The following is a 17,564-nucleotide window of genomic DNA, read 5'->3' on the forward strand; positions in this document are numbered from 1 at the left end:
ATAGACATGATCAGAAACACATTTATATTTGGAATCGGTGGGACGGGTGCAAGGGTTGTACGCGCCCTTACGATGCTCCTCGCAGCTGGCTCCAAACTTAATGACACAAATAAAGTCATTCCTATCATCATTGATGTTGATACCCGGAATGCCGATACGTCTAGAACACTTAAGGCATTAGAGGCCTACAAGTTAATTCGTAGCAAAGCGTATGCCCCACAACGTAATTCGGATGGCTCTGACAGCTCTACGGGCTTCTTTAACACCAATTTAAATACATTGAGCTCCCTGCAAACAGAGGGTTCTGAAAAAATTGATGATTCGTTTCAGCTGAAGTTTGATAACCTGGAAACTTCTTTTATAAAATACGTAGACCCAAAAGAGGAGCTTGTCAATGATGTCACAATGGACATGCTACGTGCGCTTTATGATGATACTCCTTCCAACCACGAACGATATGAAAATACAGAACTTAATCTTCGTTTAGACGAAGGTTTTAAAGGAAATCCAAATATCGGCTGTGTAGTATTTAATGGATTGTCGTCGTTAAAAGAATATCAATTTGTAGCCAAAAGTATCAATCCAGATGACCGAATCTTCATTGTCAGCTCTATTTTCGGCGGAACCGGATCTTCCGGATTTCCTCAGCTGATCAAATTGATTAAGGGAGACGACCGTTTACGTGATATAAAAATTGGGGCGCTCACGGTGATGCCTTACTACAAAATTGAAGCAAAGAAAAAGACTGGAGGTGATGGTAAGATTAGTTCTGAAAGCTTCGATGCTAAAACAGAGGCTGCTCTTAGTTACTATGCTAAACATATGGCCGGACAACTCAATGCACTATACCATGTTTGGGATACGGCAATAAAGCAGTATGAATATAATGCAGGGGGAGACAAACAACTCGATCCTGCTCATTTGGTGGAGATGATTGGTGCTACAGCCATCATTGATTTCGTCAATAAACCAGATGAGGCACTTGGGCAAAAAGGCGTTACTAAATATTTTGACTACGGCATCATCCAGGAAAGCTCATCTGTAGACTTCCGGCATTTCTACAATTGGTCGGCCAGTAAGATTATGCAGCCGTTAGCACTATTGTCCTATGCGATGAAGGTCTATCTGGATTACATTCCGAATCTTACGGGGGAGGTCTTCTACAAAGATTTGTTAAAAGATAGTCTACATTCTGACTTATTCTATCAGACGCTTTCTTCATTTTTTGATACCCATTTCAGGGGATGGTTGAAAGAAATGGCATCAAACGAACGAAAGTTTGAGCCGGTACAGCTCGACGAAAGCCTAAATAGTTTCATTACCGGCAAGGTCATTCCGATTAAGAAAATTTTTGGCATAGTAAGAGATTCAGGTCTTAGCGCATCTTTTCTCAGCGAAAAATTGGGGAAGATTGAAGATGAGCTCAGAAAGACTATTCCTGATACAGAGAAAGAAAAAAGGTTCCTACAATTACTTAACCAGATCGCCTTAGAGTGCTACAACGTGCTGGGGGCATTACCAACAATGACAGAATAAACGACATGCCATATACATTTAGAAAATACGCTGGCTATAATGCTAATGAGGTCAAATGTTGGTCGCCAACAGGATTGATCCGGATTGATAATTTTGAGATCACTGATACGCAGTCCAAGCGAGGTGCGTCTAAAATTGGCACCTCAATTCCTTCTCCAATGGCGAGAATGGAATTATTTGATACTGCATTTCAAATGGTTTCATCAGACAACCAAAAGGGGCTTGAGGGTTTATCAGTATACCACCAATTGGTTTCAGATTGCCTGGACATGATACAGGTACTCTTCAATACCAATTCTTCAGACATTGGCGAAGGCAAGAAAATCTGGTTTAAGGAGTGGAGGGTGGAAGAGACCTTAACCCGTCTGCGTAGTAAACCTGCCGATCACCCACATCAGCTTTTAGCAAAGGCCTTCGGCCTTGTCTTTGATGGAACTGCTGCTCAGTCGGGCTTTGCTGGTATGGAAAGCATCTATCTCATATATTATGAGAATAAGCTGATGGGTGGCACCTCGCCACTGACTTTGTTTTTCACCTCGCCAAATTGGGATCGGTATATCTCGGACAACCAGGTTGCCGATATACCAAAGGGAAGTGATGGTGTTCCTTTTTTTAGTGACAGATACCGTGCGCTATTCGAGCGTGACCGTTTCTTTGTAGAATACCTGTATAAACTACTGTTAAGTAATCTCTCCGGTTTTACCTATTGTGCTGGCCTCAGGCAGTACATCAACAAAACTGTGGATCGCTATTTTCCAGAGTTTAAACACCAATTTGCAGATTGGGGACCAACAGGAACAAAAAAACTTAGTGATGAATATTCCCCGTTCAAGACCAATATAAACTCGAAATTACTGAAGGTAAATCATGTCTTCTTCTATCACCAAAGTGAGGAGGTGAAGCGTAGAAAGATCAAAAATGTAAGCGACTTTCTAATCATGGCTTCCAATACAAAATATGCCAAGCAGAAGGACAAAGATGGCAATATCGTACATGTGGAGCCTCCCCTGGTTTTGGTCGAGGGCATGAACTTTCCAGGCGACTATATGGAGGATAATGCTCCCTGGGATGCGACAACCAGGATCAATTATTACTTACAGAAACATACCCCCCTCGATGAGCGTAGGTTGCCTCAGGGGGATTCACTCACGGTTACCTATCCATTTTTGACTACTGGCGACTTCCTAGAGGATTTCCTTATGGAAATGCCTTTTAAGATCAATCGCGATAAATTTTATACTGGTGCAGGTGGTGATTTCAAATTCCTTCTACCAATAAAAAAAGAGTATTTCAATTTCTTTGATTTCAATGATCTTAAGAGAAACTTGAACATCAAAGCTGATCAGGATAAAATTGTGGTAACGCTAAAAATTCCAATTCGAAATAAAAAAGGAATTCGAGAGATCGTATTCGAGAAGATATATGCTGGCGATCAAATCAAAATGTGCAGGGCAGATATTGGCATTTTTCCCTTTTATAAAATTGATGAAAAGGATCCAGGCTATGATTTTCTGAATGATTTTACGGTGCTTCTGGCAGAAGATAACCCTGATCTTCAACTTGAAACTTTGAACTTTTACAACTACGATCGCGTGGTATATTCCGATAATAGTCAGCCTGATCAATTAAAAACCACGGTTGTAGAACGTACAACAGCTGCGGATGTAGAGGTTCTGGCCATGACGGCATCAAGGTTTTACAAGGTTAAGGATTCCTTTGATTATATGGAACTTCGTTATCTTGACAATGGTCTTGAGGTCACTGGGATGATCATTCCTAATTTTGATGGGAGGGTCTTCAATCGTTTTAATTTGAATAAAAAGATGACGTTCTCCATCGACTTCGGGACTTCAAATACCCATATTGCGTTCAAAGAAAAAAGCTCACCACTGCCAATTGCTTTTGAAATCGATGAGGTAGATCAGCAGATGGTAATGCTCAATGAACCCTTACTTTCTGCTGACCTGGGAGTGCGGTATGACCATTTTGGGCAATTGCCGTCCGCTGCCCTTACCGTAAATAGAGAGTTTATGCCAAGGGTAATTAAATCTAAAGGCCATTCCGCGGTATCTTATCCTTTTAAAACTGCTACATGCGAGGTTTCCTCATTCCATAACATGGATAAACAATCCGTTGAGCTTTTCGGCCATATAAATATTGGGTATAACATTGAACGGGAAGAGAAGACTGCAAATAGTGCAGTATATACGACTAATTTAAAATGGCTATTAGAAAATAATACGGACATCGGTAAGATGATTTCCAATAAAGAAAGGGTCGCATTCTTTTTAAAGCAGCTGATGTTACAAATTCGTACCAAAGCGATTCTCAATTTCTGTAAACCAGAACAACTGGACATCCTTTGGTCAATTCCTTCTTCAATGGACCGAAAAACCCGCACTGAACTGACGAAGATTTTCAGTGAAATTTACTTGTCCGTATTCCCAAATGCTGATCCTGCTCGCCGGACGCAAATTGAGAACCCCATTAAGGAGTCGGTAGCGCCATACTTCTTTTTAACTAAAAATGATAGTGGAATTCAGGAGGGTGCGAATGTAGTTAATATCGATATTGGTGGTGGTACGACAGACGTCATGATGTTCATGGAGTCGACTGGCAACAGAGATGATAAATACCTTGCCAGTTCATTCCGTTTTGCGGGAAATGACATATGGGGTAGTGGATATAAGGGTAACCTGAAGGATAATGGGTTTATAAAAAACTACTCGGCTTTTCAAAAGGCAAATCATATAGAAACCAAAGACAATAAGTACTATAAAAATGCACTTGTTGATGACAACTTGAGTTCCGATGACCTCATTAGTCTGCTTTTTAAATATGATAAAAGTTTAAAGTTCAGTGATTCTATTACCAGTGGTAATACAAATCTTTCCATCGTGCTTTACCTGCACTACAGTGCAATCGTGTATCACATCTGCCAGATTATCAAGTATAAAGGATATCCATTGCCCCGCTATCTGTCTTTTACAGGAAAAGGCAGTCAATACCTGAAATTACTCTGCAATGGAAGCGAGAATGAGTTAAACAATTTGACCAAATTGCTTTTTAAGTCTTATAATAATCAACAATTACAAAGTTCATTCAAGGTACATGTCAATGAGGATCCGAAGGTGATTACCGCGAATGGTACGATTGAGTACTTTGCTGCCGATCAACAAGATCAGTTCGTAGAAGTTCCACGGAATGCGGACTTTTCAGCATTCGAGCATGATCCGAGGAAAAAGTATCAGGAATTTGTGTTGAGCGGAGATGGTCAGGTTAATGGGATAGGTGCTGAATCTGTAATCATTAAGGATACGCTGGATCTTGACAATACATTGAATATCGGCGTGCTCGACAACGTCAATGAGTTCTTAAAACTTACCCTGGCTAATAAGCAAATTATTGACTTTCTAAGTGATTTTAAGATTAACAATACTAAGGCTGTCTATGATGAATTAAAATGGGATGGTGGTGTCTTTGATGGTGAGGGCTTAATTTACGATAGCTATAAAAAGGTGCTGAAAGATCTTCATAAGTTAGATCACGAACAACCACTTCCTGAGTCCTTGTTCTTCTATGCGTTAAAGGACACACTTTATCGCTTGTCCAGGTTTATCATACAATCAAATTCATTATAAGTCATGTATAAAAGAATAATCTTATTTCTTTCGCTTTGTTTAATCGCTATGACATTTAATGCCAGGGGCCAATCCCTCTCCGGGCGGGTTACAGAGGCAAAGATGAAAGTATTCAAAGCTTTGGAAACCAAAGGTATAGTCATTTCAAAAAACACTGATGGGATCGTGGGACATACATCAGATCAGGACTGGTTGTCGTCCTCTAGTATTGCCTATGCTGAGTTGGGGTTAATCTTTGTCTTATTAACCTATATCTTATTCAATAATCGTAAAATGCGCGCTAAAGCAAGGAAACTTTCAGAAGATCTGCGGCGCATGAAAATCGACAGGGAATCGGATAAGTCGGAAAGGGATCATTTGCATAACGATCTTGTGGAGTCACGGGCAATGGCGGAAGATTTTAAAGCTGAGCTTAGCCGATTGAAAGACGCAGAAAACGACGAGCAAGCCAAACGGGAAGTTGAATTGCAGGTGCAAGCGAATACGGTCGTATGGGATAAGCCGGAAAATCCTACGCGGATAACGGAGATTTTATACAGTCGCTATGCCGATTTGATCGATGGCTTTTCTGCTTCGGAATTACTCCCCCGGGAGGATAAAGATACCGTTTTTGAGATTACACTACTTTCTCCAAACAAAGCAAGCTTCAGGGTGAGTGTCAATCCTGTGGCTCAAAAATATGCACTTAGCAATGCAGATTATTTCCTCGAACAAACCTGTCATTATGATACATTTCCATCGGGACTCATTGTCAATGAGAAACCGGGGCTGCTGTCTCTTTTGGGAGGCAAATGGGAAATTAAGGAAAAGGCTACGATTTCATTCAAATAATGATAGGATATGGACGAGCTTAGTGCATTAAGAAAAGAGATTAGGGACCTGCTGGTGGAGCGGATTGGTGTGCTATCCGACTCTGACCAGGTCAGGTTAAAACAGCATGCCCAGCATCTTGGAATGGACAATCGACAGTTCAGCTTCTTGCTTCAGGAAATACATTTAAGCATCAACTGGAGTGCATTACGAGATCAGCAGGAAGGACCTGATAGAGTGCTAAGACCAATTCATATTTTTGGAGCGGAAGTGCGGAGCCTGGAGAAATTGGGGGAGGTTCTTTTTGGAAATAGGGTCAAAGCAATGAAATATCTGGAAGATGGTGTTTTTCTAAAAGAAAACGTGACCTACCTCAGTCATCAGAATGTGGATTTGGCAATGGATATGATGGAGCTCCATGCTGGAGATCAGGATGCTGAGCGCCGCTTCTTGAGGGTATGTTACCAACTAAATTCCAGGCTGCCGTTCCGGATTGGTGTCGCTTCTTTTTCAACTGTTGTGGAAATTCTGGAACGTGGCTGGATCAATCACGATTTCTTCTTAGACATCTATCGTAATTTTTCCATTGGCCATCTTCAGATTTGGATATATAGACTTTTTCCGGAGCTTGCATCGCTACTGCCATCGATAAACAACTTTCCTAACTTTCTTTCTTTCCTTTATGACCTCAATTCAAATTATCCTTTTTATGTAGGAAAGGAACTGTTTCTTCAACCTGGGGATATCGTTTCCAAGGCCAGGAAAGCGGGTGCATTCTGGAAACCCCTTTTGGCATCCATAGATGATAACCTGCTAGTTATATGGTTGGAACGAAAGGGGATGGGGCAACTGATGTCGAATTTTAAAATAAAGACGTCAGCGTTGCGCGCCGTTGAAAAACCGAGCGACGATCTTTCCATGTATCTGGTGCAGAAGTTCCTGGAGGCCTTGGAGCCAGAAGTTGAAGTTCCGTCTATATCGGTGTCAGTGGACAAAGTTAGCTTTTTAAGCATTCAGGCTAAACCACTGTTGCAACCTATTGTCGTCAGTCTGCAAACAAAAGGATATGTTCGTGTTACAGTCGGATTGGACAGGGACATTCCGGGGATCACCGTTTCGAAAACCCGGTTTTCACTATCTGATCTGCATGGGGAAGCGTCTGTTACTTTATATTTTAACGTCGATCCATCAAAGCTCATTAAGAATAATCTATACACACTTTCGATTATTATCCATACAGATTACCAGTTAATTGAAATCCCTGTTTCGCTCAAAACGGTATTTCCGGTATGGGGATTTGCACTAAGCCTGTTGAAGTATGGTCTCCTGGGAGCGATCTTTTTCGGTATGATAAGGTTGTTGGTCGCTGCTGCTAGCCCCCAATCTGGTTGGTTACTCCCAGAACTCGCGTGGGACCATATCGTTGCACAGGTACCCATTAACCATGCCGCTTACATTTTCATCTTTATACTGGCTGTTGTTGCACCATTTCTGATATGGCCAAGAATTAAAAAAATAGAGCAATTATGAGCCTAAATAGACGATCTGTAAACACTGCTTCGAATGCAAAGAAAAAACACACCTGGAAGTATGTGCTACTGTTTTTATTCATCCTTGTTGCCTTACATAATGTCCTCGGTGCCTTATCCTATAATGCTTTCGTCATCCTGGATAATATCTTTAGTTCGTTTGGCGCAGGTTCTCCCGTATTCATGTGGAGCCTTGTAGGATCATTTCTGGGAATAATTTTAGGAAGCGTAGTGGCCTCGAGGAAGTTTAAACTGGGAAAAATAGTAAATCTGCTTTCCTGCCTTCCTGTGGTAGTATTGATTTTTAGTCTGCTGCTCGGAACTGGCCCATTTACACAAATAACACCTCGGCCTGATGTCTATGCTGAGAAATCAACTGCCGACACAGTGGATGCTCCTGCGATTGTATCGAAGGTCAGGCTCCCTGTACAACGACGTAAGAAATTGAAAGCAGTAGATGCCAAAGTAAAAAGGGAAGATATTCCTGCACGGCTGGCCTGCGAGGAACGGACAGCGGTAGTAAGCGTAACGGTAAGGTCGGATAGTTTGAGGTTTTTCTACCGTACGGCAAAGGTGAAGGGTGGGGAATGGAGCGATTGGGAATCGATATTCATTCCACAGCCGGGCCAGTACGCGCTGTCTGGTCCGCAGGGTAAGGTCAAAGCCAATAGTATACAATATTACTACGAAGCGAAGCTTGAAGCCACGCGATCGGCAGCTGATCCCTTTAGTCGAAGCCTTTGTACCGGAGTTTTGTCAATAGATACCTACTAGAGATATTTCAAATAAACGACACATTATAAAATAAAAAATGCAGACTAAATTTACTCTCTTAATTATGGCTTTGTTGCTATTCAGTATTGGTCTTCGGGCACAAGAAAGGTGGCAGTCAAAGGGAACGCTTTATTCTGATAAGAATATTGCGGTTGAAATTGAATACCTAATATCGCCTGTTGGATGCGAAGAAGGTGGTAGTCTTTCTTATTTTCGCTATAAGATTACTAGGCTGGGTGCTATTAGAGATTATTATATCAATTGGAGGTTCGATTTCTTCAACTGTAATAACGAACTTAAAACGCAGTTAAATAGCCTGCATATCGTTAGGCAGACTAAACTCGGCGTATCTGTCCCGGAAAGAAACTCCTTTGCCGGCAAAAAAATGTCAAATTATTTTAATGACGTGAGACGCTCCTCTGGACTTCCAGAGATCGGATCTTATAAACCTATCTCAGTACTTTCCATGGAACCCATTGCAATCACTGGTATTAAAGATATCAACAGTGGGGAGCCAACGACTTTAGGCCTCGAAGGGGGGAGTCTTGGAACCGGTGCAAGCTGGATGTGGTACGAAGGATCTTGCGAGGGTAAGCTACTCGGCTCAGGAGCAACTCTTACCATTTCACCTCTACGAACAACCAATGTATTTGTTCGTGCAGTTGGCCAAAAAAATACGCCATGTATTTATGCAGAGGTCCGCGTGAAGCAGGGTAGCATAGCGCCAACAGCCATCCTGGGCCGCAATGAGATCTGCGAAGGAGAAAGGAATATTACCCTCAGCGTGAGTGGAGGCAAGTTAGTGGCGCAAGCTAAGTGGGTTTGGTACGCCGGAAGTTGTGCTGGTGAGCGCCTGGGGGAGGGGGCATTCATTCAGGTATCTCCCGTCAAAACCACCACGTATTTTGTTAGGGCCGAAAATGGGGATGATATAACAATGTGCCAATCCTTACTGGTCTCAGTTAAAAGTCGTTCTACTAACCCCAACGCAATAGAGGGGCCGCAAATCGTAAATTATGGAGGAGGAAGTAACCTGAAGATTGTGGGTGGCTATCTTGCGCCGGGTGCAAAATGGGTTTGGTATAAAGGTAGTGGGGCGAATATGAAGGCTGTGGGAAATGGGACTGTATTTGCTACTGGACCACTATATCAAAAAGAGGTATTCTCCATAAGGGCTGAAGGTGGATGTAGCCAGACATCATTCATCTCCCGTTCAATCTCAGTGGTCAACGGTAGCCATCAGGTGCTGGCCGGGAAGAACAAGGGGAAATCTAGTTTGATTCTTAATGGTGGGGTAAACTTTACCGAGATCACTAACATTGAGAAGACTGATAACTATATGATCTCTGTAGGCTACGGTGGTCGATTGGGTGGATTTGTAAGGGCGAAGCTAAGTGGCAAAAACACTTCCGCTTCCTTTCAGACCGATGATGTTTCGGTAATGAATTATAACTTTCCGGGCTATTACGAGTACAATGGACAAATTGTTGATAAGAGGTCTGGCTATACTGCGGGGATGTTTTTCGGTGGACATATGCTCTCTGGGTATTTGGCCGGAGGTTACGGTTCCAGGGAGCTATTATGGGGTATTGACCAATATGACTACGGTAGTGGTGGATTTCATTACAGTGGTTATGCAAAGCATATTGCTTCTAGTTTTAAGGGGGCTGAATTGGAGGTCGGTGTTATGCTACGACTGGGATTTATTAACATAATGGGGGGTGCAAGCAACATCAAATTTAAATACACTGACTTTAACCTGGGAATCGGAATTAATCTGTAAAATGATGAACATAAGAAAAATAGTAAACATTGTCGTTTCTGCAGTTGCGCTGTTTACAGGCTGCCAAAAGGATCCCATTGCAACCATTGGACGAAGCAATATGGTTAACATCTTTATACCGTCTATATCTTCAGTCACACAAACTGACGCAGTTGTGAATATGAATGTCACGGGTGATCAAAATGTCATTGTAGACAAAGGAATATGTTGGGGAGCTACTAAGGATCCGACCATCGAGGCTACCAAAATAAGTGGCGGACCAGGAGCGGGTGGGCAGCCTTTGACTATAACGGGGCTTATTCCCGGAACCGATTATTTTGTCCGGGCTTATTTCAGGACCTTGAATGAAACGGTTTATAGTGAAAATGTAAGTTTCGAAACAATTGGATACCACCTGCCCACAGTGGCGACTAATGGGGTTAGTGGAATTAGTATGACCGGTGCCGTAGGTAGCGGAACCGTCATTGCTGCGGGAGGGGGCACTATAACTTCTCGGGGGTTCTGTTGGAACACGAGGACGTTACCTACCATTGCCAACGCTAAAGTTGCTTCCGGCAGTGGATTGGGGGCATTTGTCGGTGACCTGTTTCCGCTTACTCCTGGAGCCACTTATTATGTCAGGGCATATGCAACAAATCAAGCGGGAACGGCCTACGGCTCAGAGTACAGCTTCAGCACGAGCCCATTGAGATTGGCAACTGTTGGCACAGTATCAATATCGTTGATCTCTAGAAGTTCAGCCTACGTCATAGGTACAGTCAGCGCTGACGGGGGCACTACTATTACTTCAAAAGGAGTGTGTTATTCGACAAGCACCACTGGTCCAACAATTACATCCAGTATGCATAACAATAATGGATCCGGTATCGGTAGTGTCGGAGGTAGTATCTCTGGATTACTTACCGGCACAACTTATTATGTAAGAGCGTATGCTATAAATTCAATGGGAGTTTCGTACGGCCCAGTTAATGTATTCAGAACACTCTAATGAATCCAGATTTATTGAATGATGAGAGATTCAAAATCATATAAACTCAGAAATAAAAATATAACGATGATGAAAATATTATTGACAATAGCACTAGTTTTGGGCCTTGGCCTTTATAGACAGCAAAAATCCGACTACGTATATATCTGTATTAGCGAAACAGCAGTAGCTTATCATAAGACAAGGGATACATGTAAGGGAATTAAGGCATGCAACCATCAGATATTGAAAGTGACTAAGGAGCAGGCAATGAAAAAATATAAGTACCGAGCCTGCAAACTGTGTTATCGGTAACAACTCTCGTTTTTTTATTAGCAATAAGCCAAGCCTATATGAGAAGTATTCATATATTCACTATGTCAATAACCACCAGTATTACCCTTCTAGTTAGAACTTTCAAAACTTGTTTCGAGAAGTTTAGATGGTAAATCTGGCGCAGACGGTTCTACAGCACTTGCGGTCATCTCTATTGCTCTTTCATTTTACTTGGGCTTGAAATAGTTTTACAAATTAATCAATGTAGTCAAAATTATCGTTGTAGTGCTAAAGCCATCTAAATGATGATTATTTGGAACCCCAAAAAACAGGGCACATCGCTGTGCCCTGCCGTTATAATATATATTTAACCCTATTGCAAAAACCTACAAACCAAAGCCACCATCCACGGCGATTGCCTGTCCGGTTACGTGAGCTGCTGATGCAAGATATACCACTAAAGCCCCCATATCCTCTGGTGTCTGTGCTTCACCTTGTGGCAACAGGCTTTCCTGATTTCTTTCCCAGGATTGCTCTTCCGTTTCACCTTCTTTGGCAAATGCTTTTGCTAATCCATCATCACCTCTCCACATACCTGTACCAACAATTCCAGGGCATAGTGCATTCACGGTAATACCTTCTTTGGCTACTTCTTTTGCCAGGGAATTGGTAAAACCAATCACCGCGAATTTTGAAGCACTATATGCGGACACATCAGACATACCAGTCTTACCTAAAATTGAGAAACGTTGATGATACGTCCGGATTTGTTAGGCAACATCACCTCAAGCTCCGCCTTGCTGCATAGGAAAACTCCTTTTGCATTTACATCGAATATTCTATCCCACTGATCTGGTGTCATATCGATCACCTTATGAATACCCAGAACCCCAGCATTGTTCACTGCGATATCAAGTGTGCCAAAATCTGCCGCTACAGCCTTTACTAAAGTGCTTACCGTTTCATACTCCGTAACATTCACCTGATAAGCTTTCACTTTTACACCTTCGCTCTCCACGAGCTTTTTTGTTTCTTCTAAAACATCCAGACTGATATCTGCCAATGCTACGTCAGCTCCTGCTTTCGCCAGACTCACTGCAATACCTTGACCGATTCCTCTTGATGCTCCCGTAACTAACGCAATTTTACCTTGTAATGTGCTCATATCTAAAATTATTAAATGTTTAAACTTATATTATGAACCACTAAAAAAACCAAAATGTTTATGCATATATGTTTTGTGACATTTCAATGTTTCTTTTTGAAGCAAAGAGCACAGTGTATGAATTGAAATCATAAACGACGGATGATCTCGTCCAATGAAGCAAAATATTTAATCCGCTATTCCGTGAAGAGCCTTGGGGAGATCGGTTATCAGTTAGGGTTCAATGATCCTTTGCTTTTAGCAAGTATTTTAAGAAATCAAGTGGCTATATTCCTTCACAGTATCGAAAGCTCATTTTTTAATATCATGCGCCAACCCGGAAACTGACATGTTTTGAGCGGATCCTGACATATTTCGGCAAGTGTGTTCGATTAATTTTGCTTACAAAGTATAAATTATGGAACGATTAATCAACAAAGTAGCTATTATCACAGGTGCAGCCCAAGGTATGGGTGAATCCCACGCACGTACTTTCGTGGCTGAGGGTGCCAAAGTGATCCTAACAGATGTGTCAGCAGAAGCAGGTCAGAAATTAGCCGACGAGCTTGGCGAAAACGCAATATTTATCAAACATGATGTCACTTGTTCTGAACAATGGGCGCATGTGGTCGCTGAAGCTGAAAAAGCTTTTGGTCATGTGAACGTGCTGGTGAACAATGCGGGCATCCTTGGACCAATGGTAAAAACACAGGAACTTCAAGAGGCAGATTACCTCAAAGTTTGTGACATCAACCAGCATTCTGTTTTTTATGGAATGAAAGCCGTGATCCCTTCAATGATTAAAGCAGGGATCGGTTCTATTGTCAATATCTCTTCAATTGCCGGTATTGTAGCCAACTATGGGTTTCCAAGTCTTGCCTATGTTGCCAGTAAATTTGCCGTCCGCGGAATGACAAAGGCTACAGCGATAGAATATGGTGAAAAAAATATCAGGGTAAACTCCGTACACCCGGGCTTTATCAAAACACCAATGATGGTTGCCGCGACAAATGAAGAGGGGGGAGATGCATTGGCACAAATCCCTCTTGGCCGGCTTGCAGAACCTAAAGAGGTATCCAACCTGGTCTTGTTCCTTGCTTCTGAGGAATCCTCGTACATCACTGCAACGGAGCATAGCATAGATGCAGGTATGACTGCACAATAGATATAGTTGTATGTTTAAGGCCGTATCATTACTAAAATGATCGGCCTAACATTTCTTTTACTTACAGTCTACCGGAGCAAATTGAAATCTTCCTTTTTCAAAATCAATCGGTTTCCCTTTCACAAAAAACGATCTGCCCAGAGTGGTCTGGATTTGACCAACACCCATTAACAGTTTTCCATCTTTTTTCAAGAAAGCCAGCGGGTTCTTATAGATCGTCTTGTTTGTCGTATTGATCGTAAAGCTGTAATCTACGAAAAGTGTATCACCCCTGAACTCACCTTCAAAAGTACCATCATTAGGACCTTTCTCCTCAAACTTGATATACAGCTTCCCTTTGATTTTACCCGCTGCGGTCTCATCTACGTTCATTTTAGCCGTATCAGGTCCATCTATTGCCTGGTAACAAGTTGTGTTTAACACAGAATCTGCCTTATCGTTGGCGGCGCCTTTGTTGCTTTCCTGGTTACAACTGAACAAAACGGGGATGGCAAGTACAGCAAAATAGGGGATGAATCTTTTCATAACGATCATGATTTATTTAATGCAAGTTAAACAGTTTAATTTTATATCATAATATTGATGCCAGTTTCTCTGAATTTCCATAGCCATGTTCATGATAAATGTCTTAATTTTGGCCATTATCAATTAGTCATGACGGAAAAGGAATTTTTAGATTATTGCCAGGGTCAGCTATCAGGGCCGCTAAAACAGGAAGATATTATCACCATGCTTACTGCCTGGGGAACCATCAATTATTCCGCAGGGTACAAAAAGGCATTGGAAGATCATGATATTGAACCAACTAAAGACAACAAAAAGGAATAGCAGTTATGCTGCGGGTTTGCCTCTGTTTTTAGTGCTTAATTGACCCGATAAGGCTTTCGGAGTGATCTTCGGAGCTACCATAGCATCACGGACTGGAAATTTATAAATGCCGTTGCTGGATGGATTACCAAGGAGACCACTTTGAATTCCAGCCTCTAATGCGATGTTTGGTCTTTCGGTTTGTTGATTAACTGTATTAGCATTGCTCAGCATGCTTTCAATTGCAGCCAGTCGTGCTTTCAGTTCATTGACCTCAGATTTCAATGCCTCATTTTCCTGTTGCTGCAATTGCGCATTGTTAAGTTTGGTGATGTTATGGTTTTCGTCCTCAACGGCCTCTTTAGCCACCTTTCCTTTCTTTGCTTTTATGGTTGTGCCCTTAGCCTTCTTATTCGCTACCTTGATTTTGCTGGTGGTTTTCCTTTTAATCGGAGGATATTCATCGTCCACGAATGCAAAACGTGCTTTTTTAAAATTTTCAGGTCTATCCTTGAATGCTCCTGGGTTGATGCTGAAGTTACAGATCATTGCCGGGCAGAAAGATTTACTGTTTAAGGATACCTGCAGGTTAGACCATTGTTTGTGGAAATGTAGTGCCATGCTGGTCACGCAATAACATCCCTCCGGAACATCATACGACCATTCCATTGCAGTGGATTTTTGGTCAGACCAGTCTACGGAGAAGGTTTTTGTCTGCTCTGCAGTCATCTTACATTCGTCTTTTGTTTTTAGGGAAGCGATGTATACGGAGACAATGATGGTGCATTGATCTGCCTCTGTAGGGAATTTAAGGGCTTTTTTGATTTCGAACTCAGGAATGCTTATGGTCAGTTTCCCTTCCTGAAGATTAACCTGTGGCAATACATGCAGATTTTCTTTCAATGGGGAGGACTCATTGAGCTCAAATCCTTCCAATGGCTTAAAGCTCTCAGGTAGGAAATGAAAGTTCCCGGTGGCTTTATCCCGGTGTTTGAGCAGGATTGCGGTCATTGCCTTATTCATCCGGTTGACCATGGCCCCGTCATGAATAAAATGAATCGGGTACATCCATTTGCGAAGGATGGCGCTGAACCTGCTGCCCAGACCGAATACGGTAGAAACATTTTTAGTCGCAATGCTTTGCTTGATGTCGAATACGCGCTGTTTAACTACCTGGATATCCCTCCAGGAGCTAAATGTTACCGGACCTACTGCTCCGGTAATGACTTTACCTTTTACAATTCCCATATAAGATCAGTATTAACTATGTATAATCTCTAGGGCAAATATAAGCACTCGAGATAATAAATCAATAGCAAATAGACTATAAATTAATGGTGAGTCCACGTATTCTTGGAAATACCTGCTCTTGACGTGCAGTAAACGTGGAGACAACGTGGACTTATATTAACGTTCGTATAGTGTTGGTCTATTCCTGATATAGGCATAAAGATGTCCTTATCCCGCCTTGGCAGCACATCAGCTTTGGTTTTTGTAGAAAAATGTAAATGATTGCTCCTTACAGCAATACTCCGGTGAGGAACATCACTGCGACAGAGAAATAAATGATCAGCCCGGTCACGTCAACTAATGTCGCCACAAAAGGAGCAGAGGAAGTTGCAGGGTCGGCCCCCAGTTTCTTTAACAACAGTGGCAACATTGAACCGGCTAAAGATCCCCAAAGGACTACGCCTACAAGGGCAACGCCTACAGTTATACCGATCAGCGCCCAGTGTGGCCCATACATGTCGGTGAAAAACGTCCAGACGAAGATGCGTAGAAATCCAATGGCGCCAAGGACAACACCGAGCATCAACCCGGAGATGAGCTCCCTGCGCATGACCCTCCACCAATCGCCTACGGTGATCTCACCGAGTGCCATGGCCTGAATGATCAGGGTAGACGCCTGTGATCCGCTGTTTCCTCCACTGGAGATGATGAGCGGTACAAACATAGCCAGGATCACTGCCTTCGCAATGTCCGCTTCAAAGTGCCCCATGGCTGTTGCGGTCAGCATTTCCCCAAGGAAAAGGACGACCAGCCAACCGATCCTTCTTTTGAACAAGCCAATGATGGGCATGTCCAGGTAAGGTTCGTCGAGGGCCTGGGTACCCCCAATTTTATGCATGTCTTCTGTATATTCTTCGTTGGCAATCCAAAGGATGTCATCGACGGTCACGATACCAAGAAGGACGTTGTTGTTGTCTACTACGGGCAGAGCCACGCGATTGTTCATCCTGAAGACGTTGATGGCTTCTTCCTGATGGTCGTTGGCTTTTAAGGCAATCAAACGCTGATCCGTAAGGTCTCCGATGAGTGCTTCTGGATTGGCCAGGAGGATCTCACGGATCCTGATGTCGTCCAGCAATACGCCATCCCTGTCGATCACATAGATTACATCAATGGTTTCTGAGTTCTTTCCGTAACGTCTGATGTGGTCCAGCACTCTTGCTACCGTCCAGTGTTTCTTAACGGCCACATAATCGGGCGTCATCAAACGACCCACACTGTCTTCCTCGTAACCGAGCAGCGACAATGCTTCGACCCTGTCTTTTGCAGGCAGCAGGATGATCAGCTTTTTTACGGCATCACCTTTTAGTTCGGAAAACAGGGAGGTACGGTCATCGGGTGGGAGCAGGTTGATCAGCTCTGCGAGTTTATTGCCAGGCAGCTTTTTAATGATCTTTTCCTGGGTAGGGAAGTCGAGGATCCGGAATACGTTAACAGCTCGTTTTGAAGAGAGGACGTCTATAAAGGTGACTGCATGCTGGGGGAGTTCGTCTATCAGGTGTTCTACATCCGAAATATTCAGATCATCTAAATATTGTTTCAACTGTGTATTGTCTTCCTGTTCTAATAGCGCTACTACCTCTTCTACAATCAATTCTTCCATAGACCAATGTTTACATGTTTTCCAGCTCTGTTAATTACCGATATTGTGTGTGCTGCTGATTGGAAGATGTCTGCAGGCAGGTTTTCCAAGGAGCATTTTTTAGTTTTTGCAAAAGTGCCTTTTTATTTTTAAAAACAAAGGGTTTATCGGAGATAAATGAGGGGAGCGGGAATTTGTTTATGGTATTTTAACTTGTTTTGGAAACTGCTGGCTTGTAGGGCAGGAAATCGGGATAGAGA

12 protein-coding genes and 1 pseudogene are annotated in these 17,564 nt (G+C 42.6%); 9 read left to right on the forward strand and 4 right to left on the reverse strand.

Features of this window, described 5'->3' with window-relative positions:
- Nucleotides 1-6: 6 nt before the first annotated feature.
- From PBAL39_RS16925 to PBAL39_RS16955, 7 genes are all read left to right on the forward strand, one after another.
- Nucleotides 7-1,536, forward strand: a complete 1,530-nt coding sequence (locus tag PBAL39_RS16925) for a tubulin-like doman-containing protein (RefSeq protein ID WP_008243718.1) — start codon at nucleotides 7-9, stop codon at nucleotides 1,534-1,536.
- A 5-nt stretch (nucleotides 1,537-1,541) separates the two neighbouring features.
- Entirely contained in the window at nucleotides 1,542-5,177 is a 3,636-nt protein-coding gene (locus tag PBAL39_RS16930) for a hypothetical protein (RefSeq protein WP_008243720.1), read from the forward strand.
- A 102-nt stretch (nucleotides 5,178-5,279) separates the two neighbouring features.
- The gene (locus PBAL39_RS16935) at nucleotides 5,280-6,008 is read left to right on the forward strand and encodes a hypothetical protein (protein ID WP_157274071.1); all 729 of its coding nucleotides are present in this window, start codon (nucleotides 5,280-5,282) and stop codon (nucleotides 6,006-6,008) included.
- A 9-nt stretch (nucleotides 6,009-6,017) separates the two neighbouring features.
- A complete protein-coding gene (locus tag PBAL39_RS16940) occupies nucleotides 6,018-7,517 on the forward strand; it encodes a hypothetical protein (protein ID WP_008243724.1) in 1,500 nt (499 codons plus the stop codon).
- On the forward strand, nucleotides 7,514-8,290 hold the full coding sequence (locus tag PBAL39_RS16945) for a hypothetical protein (protein WP_008243726.1): 777 nt from the start codon (nucleotides 7,514-7,516) through the stop codon (nucleotides 8,288-8,290). Before PBAL39_RS16940 ends, PBAL39_RS16945 begins: the two co-directional genes overlap by 4 nt.
- A gap of 406 nt (nucleotides 8,291-8,696) precedes the next feature.
- Nucleotides 8,697-10,073: a hypothetical protein gene (locus tag PBAL39_RS16950; protein ID WP_157274072.1), complete on the forward strand. Its 1,377-nt coding sequence runs from the start codon at nucleotides 8,697-8,699 to the stop codon at nucleotides 10,071-10,073.
- Between the two features lies 1 nt (nucleotide 10,074).
- Complete coding sequence (locus PBAL39_RS16955; protein WP_008243732.1) at nucleotides 10,075-11,061, forward strand: hypothetical protein; 987 nt, start codon at nucleotides 10,075-10,077, stop codon at nucleotides 11,059-11,061.
- A 685-nt stretch (nucleotides 11,062-11,746) separates the two neighbouring features.
- Here the strand turns inward: PBAL39_RS16955 and PBAL39_RS25730 are convergent.
- Nucleotides 11,747-12,481 (reverse strand): annotated as a pseudogene (locus PBAL39_RS25730) (SDR family NAD(P)-dependent oxidoreductase); the annotation flags it as partial.
- Nucleotides 12,482-12,878: 397 nt separating this feature from the next.
- On the opposite strand from PBAL39_RS25730, the gene PBAL39_RS16970 reads away from it, so the two are divergent.
- Nucleotides 12,879-13,625 carry an SDR family NAD(P)-dependent oxidoreductase gene (locus PBAL39_RS16970; RefSeq protein WP_008243739.1) on the forward strand — a complete coding sequence of 249 codons (747 nt, stop codon included), beginning with the start codon at nucleotides 12,879-12,881 and terminating at the stop codon, nucleotides 13,623-13,625.
- A 57-nt stretch (nucleotides 13,626-13,682) separates the two neighbouring features.
- On the opposite strand, the gene PBAL39_RS16975 is transcribed toward PBAL39_RS16970, so the two are convergent.
- Complete coding sequence (locus PBAL39_RS16975) at nucleotides 13,683-14,150, reverse strand: hypothetical protein (protein ID WP_039866931.1); 468 nt, start codon at nucleotides 14,148-14,150, stop codon at nucleotides 13,683-13,685.
- A 129-nt stretch (nucleotides 14,151-14,279) separates the two neighbouring features.
- Here PBAL39_RS16975 and PBAL39_RS25410 point away from each other — a divergent pair, with 129 nt between their 5' ends.
- Complete coding sequence (locus PBAL39_RS25410) at nucleotides 14,280-14,453, forward strand: hypothetical protein (RefSeq protein WP_008243741.1); 174 nt, start codon at nucleotides 14,280-14,282, stop codon at nucleotides 14,451-14,453.
- Nucleotides 14,454-14,456: 3 nt separating this feature from the next.
- Here the strand turns inward: PBAL39_RS25410 and PBAL39_RS16980 are convergent, their stop codons facing one another.
- Together PBAL39_RS16980 and mgtE are read right to left on the reverse strand one after the other, a co-directional pair.
- Nucleotides 14,457-15,680, reverse strand: a complete 1,224-nt coding sequence (locus PBAL39_RS16980; RefSeq protein ID WP_008243742.1) for a hypothetical protein — start codon at nucleotides 15,678-15,680, stop codon at nucleotides 14,457-14,459.
- Between the two features lie 271 nt (nucleotides 15,681-15,951).
- The gene (gene mgtE / locus PBAL39_RS16985; RefSeq protein WP_008243744.1) at nucleotides 15,952-17,325 is read right to left on the reverse strand and encodes a magnesium transporter; all 1,374 of its coding nucleotides are present in this window, start codon (nucleotides 17,323-17,325) and stop codon (nucleotides 15,952-15,954) included.
- Nucleotides 17,326-17,564: the final 239 nt, after the last annotated feature.

This window comes from Pedobacter sp. BAL39 (assembly GCF_000170795.1).
Classification (GTDB): Bacteria; Bacteroidota; Bacteroidia; order Sphingobacteriales; family Sphingobacteriaceae; genus Pedobacter.